Genomic DNA, 16,553 nt, shown 5'->3' with positions numbered 1-16,553 from the left:
CCGGAAGCGTGATATGCCACGAACCTAGCCACCCCGTTCCCCTCCCGCGCAGCCATTGATCAACATCACCCGTGCGAGTGACCGACATGCCCTGCCTTCCAGGGCAACCCCCGACCACGGGGCCCTCAACTCGCCGTCACCACCAACCGCTTAACATCGCCCTCAAGTCCGTGGATGGAGACGACGAATCGCCCTGACGGCGACTCGTCCATCCCTGCCCCGCTCTGCGGGAGCCCGCATTCACCCCGGCCCTGAAGGACCAGGCACCCTGCACGAAGGGCAGGGTGGTGACTGTCATCGGCAGCACGTCCGCCAGCAGGTCCCTACGGCAAGGAGTACCCCGCGTGTCCTCCCTCTTTCCCGCCCTGGTCAGCGGTTCGACCGCACGGCGGCCCGCCCTGTGTTTCGGCGACCGGTCCCTGACGTACGCGGAGCTCGCCGCCTCGGCGGGTGAGCTGGCCGCGCGGCTCGACGGCCGGGAGAGGGTCGCCGTGTGGGCGACGCCGTCCCTGGAGACCGCCGTCGGGGTCGTCGCCGCGCTGCTCGCCGGGGTGCCCGCCGTGCCGCTCAACCCCAAGTCGGGGGAGGGCGAACTGGGGCACATTCTGGGCGACAGCGCGCCCTCGCTGGTGCTGGTCGAGCCGGGCGTCGAACTTCCTCCGCCTGTGGGCGACTTGGAGCGCCTCGACGTCCAGGTGGGAGTCGCCGGTCAGGACACCCGCCCAAGCCCCGGCACCCCCGCACGCCCGGACACCGAACCGGACGACCCCGCCGCCCCCGCCCTCGTCGTCTACACCTCCGGCACCACCGGTCCGCCCAAGGGTGCCGTCATCCCGCGGCGCGCCATCGCCTCGACCCTGGACGCGCTGGCCGACGCCTGGCAGTGGACCGGCGACGACGTGCTCGTGCACGGGCTGCCGCTCTTCCATGTGCACGGGCTGATCCTGGGCATCCTCGGCCCGCTGCGGCGCGGCGCGGCGGTGCGGCATCTGGGCAGGTTCAGCACGGAGGGCGTGACGCGGGAGCTGGGCGCGGGCGCGACGATGCTGTTCGGGGTGCCGACGATGTACCACCGGCTCGCCGAGGCGCTGGTCGAGGACACCGAACTGGCCAAGGCGCTCGGCGGGGCGCGGCTGCTCGTGTCCGGTTCCGCCGCGCTGCCGGTGCACGACCACGAGCGGATCACGGCTGCGACCGGACGTCGGGTCGTCGAGCGGTACGGCATGACCGAGACCCTCATGAACACCAGCGTGCGGGTGGACGGGGAACCCCGGCCCGGCACCGTCGGAGTGCCGCTGCCCGGCGTCGACGTACGGCTCGTCGAGGAGGACGGGACGACGATCGCCTCGTACGACGCCGACGGCACTCCCACCGGTACGCCCGACGGCGAGACCGTCGGCGAGATCCAGGTCCGGGGGCCGAACCTCTTCACCGAGTACCTGAACCGGCCCGACGCGACCGCCGCCGCGTTCACCGGGGACGGCTGGTTCCGCACCGGCGACATGGCGGTCGTCGACCCCGACGGCTCGGTACGCATCGTCGGCCGCAAGGCCACCGACCTGATCAAGAGCGGCGGCTACAAGATCGGCGCCGGGGAGATCGAGAACGCGCTGCTCGAGCATCCGTCGGTGCGCGAGGCCGCCGTCACCGGTGAGCCCGACGAGGATCTGGGTGAGCGGATCGTGGCCTGGATCGTCCCGACCCATCCCGAGGACCCGCCCGCCGCCGGGGAGTTGGCCGACCACGTGGCCCGCCGCCTCGCCCCGCACAAACGCCCGCGGGCCGTGCGCTTCCTCACGTCGCTCCCGCGCAACGACATGGGCAAGATTCTCAAGCGAGCCCTCCCCGATGCCGTCGCAAAGGCCCCTGAGCATGACTGAGCGTTTCTCCGCCCGCGAGGCCATCGCCCTGGCCGGCGATGATTTCCGTGAACTCCCCGTTCCCATGAGGGAGTTCAAACCGGACGGTCCCTTGTCCTGGCAGGGGTACGACGACTCGCGCCGCCGCGCCCTCACCCGTACCGGCGAGGACGAGTCCGTCGTCTGCGGCACCGCGGTCATCGGCTCCACCCGCGTCGTACTGATCGCCTTCGAGTTCGGCTTCCTCGGCGGCTCGCTCGGCGAACGCACCGGCGACCGCGTCGAGGCGGCCTACACCCACGCCCGTGCGCACCGCCTGCCCGTCGTCTCGCTCGTCGCGACGGGCGGCAGCCGGATGCAGGAGGGCATGCTCGCGCTCACCCAACTCCAGCGCGTGGCACGGCAGTCGGCGCTCGCCCGGGAGGAGGGGCTGCCGCAGATCGCCGTGCTGCGGGATCCGACGACGGGCGGCGGCTGGGCGACGCTGGGTGCGGGCGCCGACGTGACCCTGGCGTTGCCCGGCGCCCAGGTCGGCTTCGCCGGCTCCCGGGTCCGCCCGCCCGACGCGGACCCGGCGGCGTACACGGCCGAGGCCCAGGTGGCGGCGGGCGCGGTGGACGCCGTCGTACGGGAGGAGGAGCTCCGGGAAACGCTGACGCTGTGGCTGACCCTACTGACCGCCCCCGGGGCCAAGCCCGGGCCGGAGGCCGGGGCCGGGGCCAAGCCCGAGCCTGGGGCCAAGCCCGAGGCCGAGGCCGAGTCCGGGCCCGAGGCCAAGCCCAGGCCCGAGGCCGAAACCGAGGCCGAAACCGAGGCCGAGACCGAGGCCGAGGCCGGGGCCAAGCCCGAGGCCGAGACCGAGGCCGGGGCCAAGCCCGAGACCGAGACCGAGGCCGGGGCCAAGCCCGAGACCGGGGCCAAGTCCGGGTCCAAGCCCGAGGCCGGGGCCGGGCCCGAGGTCGAGGCCAGGCCCGAGGTCGAGGCCAGGCCCGAGGTTGAGGTCGGGCCCGAGGTTGAGCCCGTTCCTCCCCCGGCCGCCCTCGGCTCCCCCGGCCTCCCCGCCACCGGCTGGGACGCCGTCCGGCGCGCCCGCTCCCCCGAACGCCCCCGGGCCGCCGCCTACCTGGACGCCTACTTCACGCGCCGCGCCGCGATCAGCGGCGACCGTTGCGGCGGCAGCGACGACGGCATGCTGTGCGGGTTCGGTTCCGGACCCGCGGGGCGGACCGTGGCGTACGCCGCCCAGTGCGGGACCGCGACCCGCCCCGCCGGATACCGCACCGCCGCCCGGCTGATCCGACTCGCCGGCCGGCTCGGCTTCCCCGTACTGACGCTGGTGGACACCCCGGGCGCCGCCAACGACGCGCAGGCCGAGCGGCAGGGCGCGGGCTCGGCGATCGCGGACCTGTTCGCCGCGGTGGCCACCGCCCGTACGCCCGTCACCACCCTGGTGATCGGCGAGGGCGGCTCGGGCGGCGCGCTCGCGCTCGCCGCGCCCGGCAACACCTGGGCCACGCCGGACAGTTACTTCTCCGTCATCGCGCCGGAGCTCGCGGCCGCGATCCTCAAACGCCCGGCGAGCGAGGTACACGACACGGCGGACCAACTCCGCATCCGGCCACAGGACTTGGTGGAGCTAGGTGTGATCCGGGGCATCGTGGAGCATGCGGAGCGCTGAGCGTGCCCCCACCCAGGCAATGACGCTGCGGCGGCGCCGGCTCCCCCCTCCCAAGGGGAACCGGCGCCGCCCGTTCAGAGGGGAGCGCGCGCTATCGCACCCCCACCGCCCGGATGACCTCCTGGCTCACCGAGCCGCCCCGGTCGTCCCGTGCGGAGGCCCGCAGGGAGATGAACTCCGCGCCGCGCGGCACGCTCAACGTCCCCTTCCAGGACGCCGCGCCGCCACCGCCCGACAGCGGGACCGCCCGCCACGACTTCCCGTCGTCGTAGGACACCTCCAGCTTCCCGCCCCCGATGGTTCCGGTGCCGGGCGCGCCCTTCACGTACTCGGCGTGGATCCCCACCGGCACCCGGCCGCCGCCGCGCACCGCGCCCGCGAGGTCGGTGTCGATGTCGTAGCCGAGGTTGATGAGCGGCAGGAACGTCCAGCGGTCCGCGGGCGTGGCCGCCGAGCGCAGGGTCCACTCGGAGTGCCCCTGGGTGGACAGCGTCCAGCGGTCGGGGTCGAGCGTGGTGTCCGTGACGACCTTGTAGGTGTGTTCGTCGGCGGGCGCGTCCCACACGTACGCGCCGGAGCTCTTGCGCCGGTCGACCAGGGTGCCGTCCTGGTACACGGACGTGAACTGGGTCATCCCGGTGTCGTCGCTCCACACGTCGCCGAAGCCCGTGTGGTCGGGCCCGGAGTCGCCCCAGCCGGGCGTGTTGAACTGGATCTGGTTGCCCGCGCGCTCCTGTCCCCAGCCGAGCCCGGTGCCGAGCCACGCGTGCCAGACCGGCTTGAACCAGTTCAGCGTCGTGTGCGAGCCCCCGCGGTAGTGGACGAGCCCACTGCGCTCCTCCAGCGCGCCCGCCCCGAGGTTCACGGACTCCATCCACGTCTGTCCCGTGCCCGTGGAGACGTAGTCGGTCCGCTCGGCGGGGTAGTCGATCCGCTCCTGGAAGCCGATCCCGATGTGGAAGGCGTCGGTGACCGAGTAGCGGAACTCGCTGCCGGAGACGGGCTTGGCCGCGTGGAACCTGGTGCCCAGCACGGCGAGTTCACGCGCACCCGGTTCATACGTCAGGTCGCCGCGCGGAATGGCCCCCTCGTGCCCTTCCGAGAGGTCGTAGACGTACGGCGTGTTGCGCGTCCCGGTCATGTCTACATGCCCGCCGCCCCGCAGCCGCGCCGCGTCCGCCGCGTTCACCGTGGCGACCTGCAGCGGCCGGTCGGCGTAGTCGTCCGTGCCGAACCAGGCGTTGAGCCGCCCCGCCGCGCCGTCGGTGACGAACAGCGCCTTGGCGCCCGCGTCCTGGGCCGCCTGGGCGAGGGCGGCGGGCTCGACACCATCGGCGAGTGTCGCGAGCACGGCCTTGCCGCTCACCCCGGTGAACGGTCCGGTCCCGACGTCCACCAGCGGCAGCCTGCTCCGGCCCTCGATCAGGGTCCCGCCCGGCTGGACGACGGCCTCGCCGACGCCCTTCACCTCCAGCAACGGCTTCCCCAGCCGCCACACGGTCCGGTACTCGAAGGTGCCCCGGCTGACCTTCGCGGTCGGTGCGGCGAAGATGCTGTCGTACTTCACGGGCACCTGGACGGCACCGAACTGGTCGGAACCGCCCGCGTTCCGGTCGTACTCCATGAGCAGCTGCCGGGTCTCGGTCCGCCGCTCCACCTCGGCCCGGATCTCCCGGAGCCGCCGTCCGTCGAGGGTGACCTCGCGGTCCCGGTCGAGGGTGATCTCGGGCGCGGCGAGGAAGCCGAGCCCGAGCGAGTCGGCGCCGTGACTGCCGTGCACGTCGAGGAAGGAGGTGAGGCTGTACGCCCCCGGCCCGAGCCGGAGTTTCAGGGTGCCGGAGTCGTCGACCGAGGCCGGGAACGGGTCCACGCCCGCGGCGAGTTGCTGCACGGCGAGGTAGGCGGCGGTCGGCTCGCCCGCGCGGTCCTTGACGTGGACGGTGAGCGTGTACCGCTCCTCCTCCTTCACCAGCCCGAACACGGTGTGCGCGACGGGCGTGCCGCCGACGGACGCGACGATCTGCCCGGAGGTGTCGCCCACGGGCGCCTTCGAGCCGTCGCCCGTCACGGTCGTCGACGCGCTGCCGTGCGCGGGCACGGTGAGCGTGGAGTCGGCGAGGGTGGCCACCCCGTCGGCGGCGCTCCGCACGGCGAGGCTCAACTCGACGGAGGAGTCGGAGGAGTTGGTGTAGGTCACGGTCTTCGTGACGGGCTGGTTCGCCTCGTACGGCCAGCTGTAGAACCCGAGATCGGCGCTCCCGGTGGCGGTGACCTTCGCGTCGATGGCGTCCGGCACGCTCACCCGGCCCGAGCCCAGCACATAGGCGGACGCGTCGAGTTGCTTCGACGTCGACATCAGGGCGTCCTTGAGCTGGGCGCCGGTCCAGTCGGGGTGCTCCTGGGCGAGCAGGGCGGCCACACCGGCGACATGCGGCGTCGCCATCGACGTACCGCTCATGGAGGTGTAGTAGCCGCTGCCGGAAACGAGTTGGGAGCGGGCCGCCAGGATGTCGACGCCGGGCGCGGACAGGTCGGGCTTGAGGGCGTTGTCGCCGTAGCGCGGTCCCGCGCTGGTGAAGTAGGCGGCCCGGTCGGCGGAGTCCACCGCGCCGACGGTCAGCGCGGCGTCGGCGGCGCCGGGCGAGCCGATGGAGGAGGGGGCGCCGGTGTTGCCCGCGGCGACGACGAAGAGGGCGCCGGTCTCCTTGGACAGCGTGTTCACCGCCTGCGCCATGGGATCCGTACCGTCACTCGCCTCGGTCGAGCCGAGGCTCATGGAGATCACCTTGGCGTGCACGTCCCGCGCGGCCCACTGCATGCCCGCGATGATCTGCGACTCGCTGCCCGAGCCCTGGTCGCTGAGTACCTTGCCGACGGCGAGCGTCGCGTCGGGCGCGACACCCCGCTCCTTGCCGTCCGAGGCGGCACCGCTGCCGCCGACCGTGGACGTCGTGTGCGTACCGTGCCCGTTGCGGTCGGCGACCTCCTGCCCGTCGATGAAGCTCTTGCTGACGGACACCCGTCCGGCCAGGTCGGGATGGTCGGCGTCCACCCCCGTGTCGAGCACGGCGACCGTGACGCCCTTCCCGGTGAGCCCTGCCTCCCAGGCCCCCGGCGTACCGATCTGGGCATTGCTCTCGGCCAGATCGGCGTGCACGCGCCCGTCGAGCCAGACCTTGTCGACCGTCCCGCCCTGCCGGGTGAGGGACTGCCAGAAGGTGCGCCCCTTGTCGGCGGCGACGGCGGCGCCCCGGATGCTGGGCAGCGCGCGCTTCTGCTCGGCCCCGCGCAGGGTGGCCGCGCGCCCCTTCCCGTACGTCACGATCAGCGGCAGCTCGGCCGTCTTCCGGTCGGTGAGCCCCTGACGTATCAGCTCGCTCACGTCGAACAGCCGCCGGTCGAGGGTGCCCGCCCGCAGATAGGGCAGTGCCTCGTCCGGTACGACGGTCACGGCCCCGTTCGTCACCTGGGTGCGGACCGCCCCCGTGGCCCCCCGGGGCCGCTCGACCGTGACCGTCTTCTTCCCGGCGCCGAGGTCGGTGACGGTCACCTTGTCGCCGGTGACGAGCGTGACGGTGTGGGTGGCGGCGGCGGTGCGCGTCGGGGCCGGGGCGGCTGCCTCGGCCGCGCCCGCCCGCCCCATGGGCAGTACGGCGAGCACGAGCCCGGCGGACAGCAGAGCCGCCCCCCGTCTGACTGGTCCTCTGGTCATGGATGACCTCTCCTCGTCGGCACGTGGTGGCTCCGGTGCTGCGAAGAGTTTCGGGGGGCCGGTGGTGCGCGGGAGTTGACGGAACCTGGCGAGAAACTGCCCTGGCGGGTTTCCGCCAGGGCGCCGGGATCACCCATCCGGACAAGACCACCCATCCGGCATCCGGGGAGGACCACCCATCCAGCGGCACCCCGCCCGGCCCCCCACGGAAGGCGCCTGGTCCGGCGCCCGTCCACGATGTGAGGAAGGACCGCCACCTGGCGGAGCCCACGGTCTGCTCTCGGGAGGACCTGTCATGACCGCGAGTCTCGAGCGGTTGCGCCGCTGTCACTTCGCCGTCGACCTGGGCGCGGCCCGGACCCGGGTGTATGTGAAGGGCGCGGGGCTGGTCGTCGATCAGCCTAGTGTCGCCGCGATCAACACCAGGACCGGCGCGCTGCTCGCGGTCGGCGAGTTCGCGGAGAAGATGACGGGCCGCACCCCCGACTACATCCGGGTCATGCGGCCGGTGTCCGGCGGCACGGTCGTCGACATCGAGATGGCCCAGCGCATGCTGCGCCAGCTGCTCGGCGACAAGGTCCGCCGCTCCCTGCGCCGCAGGCCCCGGCTGCGCGCCGCGGCGTGCACCCCGCACGACGCGGACCCGCTGGCGCAGCGCGCCGCGATCGAGACGCTGGTCGGCCTCGGGGCGCGGCGGGTCGAGCTGGTCGACACGCTGATCGCCGCCGCCGTCGGGTGCGGACTGCCCGTCGAACAGCCGGAAGCCACCATGATCATGGTGTGCGGGGCGGCCACCACCCAGGTCGCCGTGCTGTGCCTGGGGTCCATCGTGACCGCCGAGCGCGTTCCGGTGGGCGGCGAGGCCGTCGACCGCGCGATCGTGCAGCACCTGCGCCACCAGCACGAGCTGATGCTGCCGTCGCAGTCGGTACGGCCCCTGCAGCTCGCCCTCTCCGGCAACGGGCTCACCCCGCACGGCCCGGCGTCCACGGAGATCCACGGGCGGGACGTGGCGACCGGCCTCGCCCGTTCCGTACAGGTCGACACCGCCGCCGTACGCGACGCCATCCAGACCCCGCTGACCGCCGTACTGGACGGGATCGGGAAGGTGCTGCGGGCCTGCCCGCCCGACCTGGTGGCCGACCTCGCCGACCGCGGCATCATGATGGTCGGCGGCAGCGCGCTGCTGCCGGGCCTCGACCAGATGCTGCGGCAGGCGACGGGCATGCCGGTGCACATCGCCGAGCGTCCCGACGTGTGCGCGGTGCAGGGCCTGGGCTACATGCTGGAGGGCAAGATCGAGCCGCTGACGCTGGACCCGCTGGCGCTCTGACGGCCGGGCCCCGGAACAAGGCCCCGGTATGCACGATCCGGTCCCCCGCCTGCCGTCGCTCCTGGAAGCCGTCCTCAGCGTCGGCACCGACCTCGAACTGCGGGCCACGCTCCAGCACATCGTGGACGCCGCCGCCGAGCTCACGGAGGCGCGGTACGCGGCGCTGGACATGACCGATCCGGGACGGGACGGGCTCAGGGGGATCCGTACGGCGCAACGGCCCGAACGGCCCGAGCCGCCGGAGCCGCCCGAGCCGCCCGAGCCGCCGGAGTCGCCGGAGTCGCCGGAGTCGCCGGAGCTGATCGTGCCGATCCACGTCGACGACGAGGTGTTCGGCGACCTGCGCCTCGCCGGAAAACGCGCCGGCCCGTTCACGGACGAGGACGAGCAACTGGTACGGGTCCTGGCGGCCCAGGCCGGCATCGCGATCGGCAACGCCCGGCTGTACGAGACGGCGCGGCAGCGCGAGCGCTGGATCGAGGGCGCGGCGGCCGTCACCACCGCGCTGCTCAGCGGCGAGAGCGCCGCCGACGCGCTGATGACGGTCGCCGAACGGGCCCGGCGCCTGGCCGAGGCCTCGGCCGCTGTCATCCTCCAGCCCACCGAGGACGGCGGCATGGAGATCGTGACCGCCTCCACGCTCGACGACCCCGGTGACATCGTCGGCACCGTGATCGAGCCGGGCAGCCCCGTCCTCGAACAACTCCTCGGCGGTGAGCCGGTGTTCATCGACGACTCGGCGACCGACCCCCGGATGACCACGCACGTACGGCACCGGTTCGGGCCGAACATGATGCTGCCGCTCCAGGCGGGCGGCCGTCTCCTCGGCACGCTCGCCCTCCCCCGCCGGCGCGGCGGCCGTCCGTACACCGCGGTGGAGCGGCTGCTCGCCACCCAGTTCGCCTCCCAGGCCGCGCTGGCGCTGGTGCACGCCGAGGACCGGCACAGCAGGGAACGGCTCGCGGTCTACGAGGACCGTGACCGGATCGCCCGCGACCTGCACGACCTCGTCGTCCAACGGCTGTTCGCGACCGGCATGATGCTGGAGTCCACCCAGCGCAGGAGCGCCGGAACGGGCGATGCGGACAAGGATGTGCACGCGATGCTCGGCCGTGCCGTCGACGAACTCCAGTCCACCGTCCAGGAGGTCCGCACGGCGATCTTCGCGCTCCAGCAGCCGCCGGCCGACGCCCCCACCACGTTCCGCGGCAAGGTCCTGCGCGAGGCGGCGGGCGCGGCAGCGGTACTGGGATTCCAGCCGTCCACCCGGTTCACCGGCCCGGTGGAGAACCGTCTCGCGGAGCCCGTCGCCGGCCGGCTGCTCACCGCACTGCGCCGCGCCCTGGCCGCCGCCTCCCGCCGTGCCGGTGTCTCCCGCGTCGAGATCACGGTCGACGTGACGGCGCCCCTCCCCGACGGGCGCCCCGGGGTCCGCCTGACGGTCTTCGACGACGGCGGCGCGGGTACGACGGTCACCTGGCAGTCGCCCCTGTGAGCCGCGTCCGCAACTCACTTGACGTCCCCTCAGGGCCTCCGTAGCGTCGCAGCCCGTACGCCCACATGACCAATATTCACATCCGAGGACGGGATGGCCATGACTCAGCGACGTGTGGTGGTGTCCGGCGGCGGTACCGGGATCGGCCTGGCGACGGCGGAGGCGTTCGCCGCCGACGGGGACCGGGTGGTGCTCCTCGGCCGCCGCGAGGACGTATTGCGCAAGGCGGCCGACACCTTGAACGGCCAGTACGGCGAGTCGACGGCGAGCTGGTGCGCTGCGGACCTCGCCGACCCCGAACAGGTCGGTCGGGCAAGGGAGTTCATCACGGCGGACGAGACCCCGGTGGACGTGCTGGTGGCCAACGCGGGCGGCAACGTGGCCCGTGAGCCCGACGGCACGCTCGCCTCCGTCGCGGACAGCTACCGCGACAACTTCGACGCCAATGTGCTGACCGCGGTCCTGCTCACCGAGGCCCTGCTCCCCCACATGCGCCGCCCCGGCGGCCGTATCGTGCAGCTCTCCTCCATCGCCTCGCTGCGCGGGCCCGGCTCGTACGGCGGCTCCAAGGCCTGGGTCAACACATACACCTACGCCCTCGCGCAGCGCGTCGGCCCCGAGGGCATCACGGTGAACGCGGTCGCCCCCGGTTTCGTCGGCGACACGGAGTTCTTCGGCGCCCGCGCGACACCGGAGTTCATCGCCTCCCGGGTCGGCCAGACCCTGACCGGCAAGCCGGGTCACCCCTCCGAGATCGCCGCCGCCGTCCGCTACGTGGCGTCACCGGAGGCGGCGTACCTGACGGGGCAGCTGCTGCACATCAACGGGGGCGCGGCGTTGGGCCGTTAGGGCCTGTCTTGTGAATCAGCCCTGGGACGCCCGGACGGGCGGGCGCGGCGTCACGGTCACCTCCGGGATGGTGCCGCCACAGCGCAGTACGACGTCGAGGACGCGGAGGAACTCCTCCACGTCGAGCAGGGAACCCGTCAGATAGCCGCGCTGCCGCCAGACCGGGTAGACCTGGGCCGCGTACTCCCGGTCCCAGCCGTCGTTGAACCCGGTCCTGGAGTCGCCTTCCCCGCCCGCGCAGTCCCCGACCACGAACCGGGTGAAGCCCACGCTCGGGTGCTCGACGCGGAAGGCCTCGACGAGCTTCTCCAGGGCCGCCTTGCTCACGTGGTAGGCAGCGAACCCCGGCCAGGACGGCGTGAGCGAGCCGCCGATGGAGGACAGGTAGGCGGCGACCCCGCCCGACTTCGTCAGATGCGGGAGCGCGGCGCTCGTGACCAGCGCCGCGCCGATCACATTGGTGTCCATGGCGCGGCGCCAGGCGTCGGCGTCGAGTTTCTCGACCGGGGCGAGGGGGCCGATGCCGGTGGCGTAGACGAGCGCGTCGATGCCGCCCAGCCCGGCGGCGGCCTCCTCGACCGCCGCCCGGCAGGACGACTCGTCGGTCACGTCACAGGCGACGGCGAGCGCGTCCGGGCCCGCCTCCTTCGCCGCGTCGACCAGCCGGTCGCGCCGGCGTGCCAGCAGGGCGACCCGGTCGCCGCGGCGCCCCAGGTCGACCCCGATGCACCGGCCCAGTCCACTCGACGCCCCGACCACGACAGCCTTCATGCCAGAACCTCATTCTCAGTATCCGACAATCCCCTTCCGCCGCTTCTATCACGAGTCGGGGCCGATGGGCAGACCCCCTGCAACGCCTCTCACTCGCGAGCTGCGCGCTCATGGCTGCTCACTCGTGGCTACGCGCTCGTGGCTACACGCTCGCGCGCAGATACCCCGAGTTCGCCACCTGCCCGAGGAACGTCAGCCGGGTGTCGGTCGCCATGTGCTTGTCGAAGGCTTCCTTGATACCGGGCCACTTGGGGTGTCCGAAGTCGTCGAGTACGACGATCCCGCCGGGCGCGACGATCTGCTCGGCCCACTCCAGGTCCGCGGCGACACCGGAGGCGGAGTGGTCACCGTCGACGATGATCACCCCGTAGGAACGGTCGGAGACCAGGGCGCGCACCTCGGGGTCCTCGGAGAAGCCCTGCTGGACGCGGGCCGCGGCACCGGCCGCGCCGACCAGGGCCAGATTGGCGCGCACCGCGGCGCCGCGCACGGGAGTGCCCGTCGGGTCGGCCCCCTCGGTGGTGCCGGGCTGCAACTGGAGGCCCGCGAGCGGGTCGACGATCGTCAGACGCGGGTCGCGTCCCGCGCGCTCCATCATCCGGATCAGGGCCGCGCCGAACATCCCGTACAGGGTGCCGATCTCGAGGATCTCGTCGTTCGGCGGGTCGAGCAGCGGGACGGCGGAGAGCTTGCCGCAGATGTTCATGGTGCCGCCGGCGATCCGGCCGACCCCGAGCGCCTCCAGGGCGATGAGCAGCCGGAACGCCTGGGAGATGTTCCGCTCCGCCCCGCTCCTGTCCCCGCTCACCTGCGCCAGCTCCTCGATGGCGCGGTCGAGGTGGATCTGGGCCGGCATGCGCGACACGCCGCGCCCCGTCCCGTCGATCAGCAACTCGAGGGGGCGCTGACGATTGCGCAGTGTCGCCAGCTCGCGCTGGAGTCCGCCTTCGGATCCGTCCCCGATGGCGCGGCGGATCTGGCGGTCGATGCGCTGATCGATGAGATCGGCGATCGGACGCAGGGCGCGCCTGGCGGTCTTGGTGGTGAGTAGCGCTCGCATGGCTCTTTGACCCTCGCAGGTATAGGAGAAGTGCTGCGTACACGGGGGGACAGAAGGTGCGCACACCCTGATCACGACAGGCTGCGCAGTGGGGATCCAACGCCCAAAGGACGGTAAAGCGTAAACGTCCCACAGATAAATCACAGCGAACACCGCCCCCCCAAAGGGCAACGTGTGAATGATGCTTGGGCCACGGGAGGGTTACGTGCGTCGATATGTGGCATGCCGTCAGCTGAATGACGAGTCAGGAGGGAGCGGGGGTCACGGAGCGGAGTCGGGCCGCGACACCCCGCGCCGGTGGATCTTCCTCGTAACGTAGAGCCCTCTCCCGTCGTCCACCGTCGCCTCACCCATCCATCCCGTCGCCTGCCTCCTCCCTCATCCGTCTCCCCCGACTCCACGAGGACCGTTCATGACGACCGTGACACTCCTGCACCCCGGCGCCATGGGCGCGGAGGTCGGCGCCCAGGCGCACCGCGCCGGGACCCGGGTGCTCCACGTCCCCACCGGCCGTGGTTCCGCCAGCGTCGAGCGGGCCCGGAAAGCCGGCCTGGAAGCGGCCGAGTCACTCGGGTCCGCCTTGGCCGTCAGCGACCTGGTCCTGTCGATCTGTCCACCGCACGCCGCGGAGGACGTCGCCCGCGAGGTCCTCGAGCACGCCTTCACCGGTGTCTACGTGGAGGCGAACGCCATCAGTCCCGATCGGGCCCTCCGTATCGACGCGGCCTGCCGCGAACGCGGCCTCGTCATGGTCGACGGCTCGATCATCGGTGCTCCCCCCGGAGCGGACAGCGCCCCGCGGCTCTACCTGAGCGGCGACCAGGAGGCTGTCGGCCGGGTGGCCGCGGTGTTCGAGGGCACCGCCGTACTCGCCCGACCGCTCGACGCCGGGGTCGGTGCCGCGTCGGCACTGAAGATGGCCTTCGCCTCCTTCCAGAAGTCCGCCCGCGTCCTGGCCTCCGTCTCCCACGCGCTCGCCACGCGTCACGGAGTGGATGCCGAACTGACCCTGGAGGCCGAGTCGATCACCTCCAGGATTCTCGCCGAAGTGGAGTACCTGCCCAGCGTCGCGGCCCGCGCCTGGCGTTGGGCCCCCGAGATGGAGGAGATCGCCGCCACCCTCCGCTCCACCGGCCTCCCGCCCGACCTGGCCGAGGCGAGCGCCACGGTTCTGCGCCACTGGACCGCCGACAAGGACCGCTTCGACCTCCCCCTGGAGAAGGTCCTCGCTCACCTCCACACACCCGACGACCAGGACTGACGTCCAGTCCCGTCACTTCACCACCTCTCACCTCTCTCGCCCCGGCGCCGGGAATCCACCACAGGTGCCCAACGACGTTACGTGCGGGAAACCTTGACGATCACTGTCCCGGGTGCCACGATTCCGGCGCCGCCATGTTTACGTAAACATCGCCACCGACCCAGCCCCGGCCATGAGTTCAGGCCTCGCCGCGCCGACCGATGTTTACGTAAACACAGCGTTCCGGTCGGTGGATCAGGGAGGAGCGGACGGATGGGCTCAGCGCCGCAGGCGAGCGTGCACGGCGCTCGGAGGCCGTCGAGGTCGAGACCGCGCAGGAACCGCGCCTCGCACCTGCCTTGAGTACGCCGGGGCCCACCCGCGCGGGCGACAGGACCGCCCCGCACGCACCCACAGCCTCCCCCGCACCGGTGAAGTACCACCGGTGAAGCACCACCGCACCACCGATACAGCACCGGTCGTCACCGGGCCCATGACGGCGAGCCGACGCACCCCCGCGTCCCGTCCGGCCCGGCGCACCTTCCGACGGCCACCCAGCCCCGCGCAGGCTCCGCCGGGCGCTGAGCCGCAGTCACCTGAAAGGGCAAGTCGATGCGCACTACCCCCGCCAGAACCCGCCTCTCGCCCCGCCTGCGCGCCGCCTTCGTGGCGCTCCTGATCGCCGGCACCAGCGGCACGGCCGTCGCCGCGACCGGCGGCACGGCCGTCGCCGGCGGCTCCGCCCACGCCGCGCCGAGCAAGGACACGACCCAGTTCAAGGGCGTGAACTGGGCCGACCCGCGTGACAACTTCGCCGACGACCCCGTCGTACTGTCCGGCCTGTCGACCTCCGACAGCTACGCCCGGACCTACGCCAAGGCGAGCCGGATCATCTCGGCGTTCCGCGCGAACCTCGGCGCCAACACCGTCCGGCTGCCCATCAACCCGTACACGGTCAACGGCTCGTACTGGAAGTCCTACCGCGGGGTCATCGACGCCGCGTCGGACAAGGGCTTCAAGGTCATCGTCTCCTACTGGGAGGGCACGGGCGCCCGCAAGGACGGCTTCATCGACGACCCCGCCACCTTCTGGCCCATGTGGAACACGGTGGTCAAGACCTACAAGAACGACAAGCAGGTCTACTTCGAGCCGATGAACGAGCCCCACGGCTACACCGAGACCGAGTGGGCCGACATCGCGGCGAAGTGGCTGGCCACCTACCCCTCCGTCCCACGCGACCGGGTGTTCGTCAGCGGCGCCGGCTACAACGACCACGTCACCTCCGTCTGCGCCGACCCGCGCCTGAAGGGCACCTACCTCTCCCTGCACCACTACGGGTTCTGGAAGGACTACGCCACCTACGACCAGTGGGTGTCCGACCTCAAGGAGCGCATCGGTGACTGCGCGGGCCGTACCGTCGCCGACGAGTTCGGCGCCCCGATGACCACCGGCCTCGACTACAACAAGCCGGACGCCTCCAACAACTACGTCAACTACGTCCAGGCCGTCACCGACACCTTCCGCCAGTTGAAGATGGGCTCCGTCTACTGGCCCGGCCTGCGCACCGACGACACGTACTCCCTGCAGACCCTGACCGGCGCCCCCAGCCGCCCCTGGCTCGCCACCACCAACCAGTCCGGCGCGGACCGCCTCGCCTGGGCCTGGGGCCGCGGGAAGCCCGTCCAGCCCTGACCCGGTCCCCCGGGCCGGCCTCGCGCGCGGGGTCGCTGGAGCCGCTCCCCGTTCGAACTGACCTCGCCAAGGAACCGCGGTTCCCTGGCGATCACCCCGGACGAGCGCAAAGCGCGCGAAACGCATGACCGCGGCCCCTGGATCAGCTCCGGGGGCCGCAACCTCGCTGCGGGCGAACCACGAACGCGCAGGCGGCATCGTTTCTTGATGAGCCTGGGTGAACCGCTTTTCGGGCAGCCGAACCGTCGCAGACGGGTCACCTTCACCGGGCACTTCAGCGGGCGGGTCCATGGAGACACCACGCCTCCAGCGCGCCTGTCGTCGCCGAGTTTCCCGGCCGGCAACGCGTCGTGCAGCTGGTCTCGACCCGCCTGCCCACTTGGGGGCGACCGCTCCGGCCATCGCGGGCCGCGCCAAGTGCCGTGGGCAGGTCCGAGGGCGGCCCGTCGGCGACACCCGCGAGCGTTGAGCCGGACGGCTGGCCCGAGGAGGCAGAGTTCGCCCTCGACGGGCGAGGCCTGGTCCTGTTGCCGTCGATGGTGTGGAGCCGCTGGCCCATGCTCGCCGTACGTCCCGAGGCGGCCGCCATCCTGGTCTACCCGGCGGTGAGCCCGCTCCCGCTGCTGGAGGAACCGGTCGGCGCTGCCCCCCTCGCCGCCCTTCTGGGCTCCACCCGCGCCGCAGCCCTCACACTGCTCACCAGGCAGCGCACCACGACGGACCTCGCGACGGAACTGTCCATCGCCAAGTCCTCGGCGTCCGACCAGCCAAGGCCCTCCGCGCCGCTCGACTGATCACCACGGAGCGCGGCGGCAAGGCCGTCCGGCACTCCTGCACCCCGCTGGGCCTCGATCTCCTCGCGGG

The 16,553-nt window shown here is 72.4% G+C and carries 11 protein-coding genes; 8 read left to right on the top strand and 3 right to left on the bottom strand.

Annotated elements, in window-relative coordinates; translation table 11 throughout:
• Positions 1 to 344: 344 nt before the first annotated feature.
• Positions 345 to 1,880: an acyl-CoA synthetase gene (locus ACZ7M3_RS14800; protein ID WP_472063487.1), complete on the top strand. Its 1,536-nt coding sequence runs from the start codon at positions 345 to 347 to the stop codon at positions 1,878 to 1,880.
• Positions 1,873 to 3,537, top strand: coding sequence for a carboxyl transferase domain-containing protein (locus ACZ7M3_RS14795; RefSeq protein ID WP_472063485.1), 1,665 nt, complete (start codon positions 1,873 to 1,875; stop codon positions 3,535 to 3,537). Before ACZ7M3_RS14800 ends, ACZ7M3_RS14795 begins: the two co-directional genes overlap by 8 nt.
• A 91-nt stretch (positions 3,538 to 3,628) precedes the next feature.
• On the opposite strand, the gene ACZ7M3_RS14790 is transcribed toward ACZ7M3_RS14795, so the two are convergent.
• Positions 3,629 to 7,249, bottom strand: coding sequence for a S8 family serine peptidase (locus ACZ7M3_RS14790; protein WP_472063483.1), 3,621 nt, complete (start codon positions 7,247 to 7,249; stop codon positions 3,629 to 3,631).
• 295 nt (positions 7,250 to 7,544) lie between these two features.
• On the opposite strand from ACZ7M3_RS14790, the gene mreB reads away from it, so the two are divergent.
• From mreB to ACZ7M3_RS14775, 3 genes are all read left to right on the top strand, one after another.
• The gene (gene mreB / locus ACZ7M3_RS14785; RefSeq protein WP_351293781.1) at positions 7,545 to 8,582 is read left to right on the top strand and encodes a rod shape-determining protein; all 1,038 of its coding nucleotides are present in this window, start codon (positions 7,545 to 7,547) and stop codon (positions 8,580 to 8,582) included.
• A gap of 28 nt (positions 8,583 to 8,610) precedes the next feature.
• Complete coding sequence (locus ACZ7M3_RS14780) at positions 8,611 to 10,077, top strand: GAF domain-containing protein (protein ID WP_472063481.1); 1,467 nt, start codon at positions 8,611 to 8,613, stop codon at positions 10,075 to 10,077.
• A gap of 99 nt (positions 10,078 to 10,176) precedes the next feature.
• A complete protein-coding gene (locus ACZ7M3_RS14775) occupies positions 10,177 to 10,926 on the top strand; it encodes an SDR family NAD(P)-dependent oxidoreductase (RefSeq protein WP_472063479.1) in 750 nt (249 codons plus the stop codon).
• A gap of 15 nt (positions 10,927 to 10,941) precedes the next feature.
• Here ACZ7M3_RS14775 and ACZ7M3_RS14770 read toward each other — a convergent pair whose 3' ends face one another.
• Together ACZ7M3_RS14770 and ACZ7M3_RS14765 are read right to left on the bottom strand one after the other, a co-directional pair.
• A complete protein-coding gene (locus tag ACZ7M3_RS14770; RefSeq protein ID WP_472063477.1) occupies positions 10,942 to 11,697 on the bottom strand; it encodes an SDR family oxidoreductase in 756 nt (251 codons plus the stop codon).
• 142 nt (positions 11,698 to 11,839) lie between these two features.
• The gene (locus ACZ7M3_RS14765; RefSeq protein WP_452967693.1) at positions 11,840 to 12,757 is read right to left on the bottom strand and encodes a class I SAM-dependent methyltransferase; all 918 of its coding nucleotides are present in this window, start codon (positions 12,755 to 12,757) and stop codon (positions 11,840 to 11,842) included.
• 412 nt (positions 12,758 to 13,169) lie between these two features.
• Here ACZ7M3_RS14765 and ACZ7M3_RS14760 point away from each other — a divergent pair, with 412 nt between their 5' ends.
• The 3 genes from ACZ7M3_RS14760 (at position 13,170) to ACZ7M3_RS14750 (ending at position 16,483) form a co-directional block, all read left to right on the top strand.
• Complete coding sequence (locus tag ACZ7M3_RS14760) at positions 13,170 to 14,018, top strand: NAD(P)-dependent oxidoreductase (RefSeq protein WP_472063475.1); 849 nt, start codon at positions 13,170 to 13,172, stop codon at positions 14,016 to 14,018.
• Positions 14,019 to 14,609: 591 nt separating this feature from the next.
• Positions 14,610 to 15,689, top strand: a complete 1,080-nt coding sequence (locus ACZ7M3_RS14755; protein ID WP_472063473.1) for a glycoside hydrolase family 5 protein — start codon at positions 14,610 to 14,612, stop codon at positions 15,687 to 15,689.
• 422 nt (positions 15,690 to 16,111) lie between these two features.
• Positions 16,112 to 16,483: a hypothetical protein gene (locus tag ACZ7M3_RS14750; RefSeq protein ID WP_472063471.1), complete on the top strand. Its 372-nt coding sequence runs from the start codon at positions 16,112 to 16,114 to the stop codon at positions 16,481 to 16,483.
• Positions 16,484 to 16,553 lie beyond the last annotated feature (70 nt).

The organism is Streptomyces sp. NPDC111656 (assembly GCF_055656965.1).
This window is presented reverse-complemented; position numbering and strand designations above follow the sequence as displayed.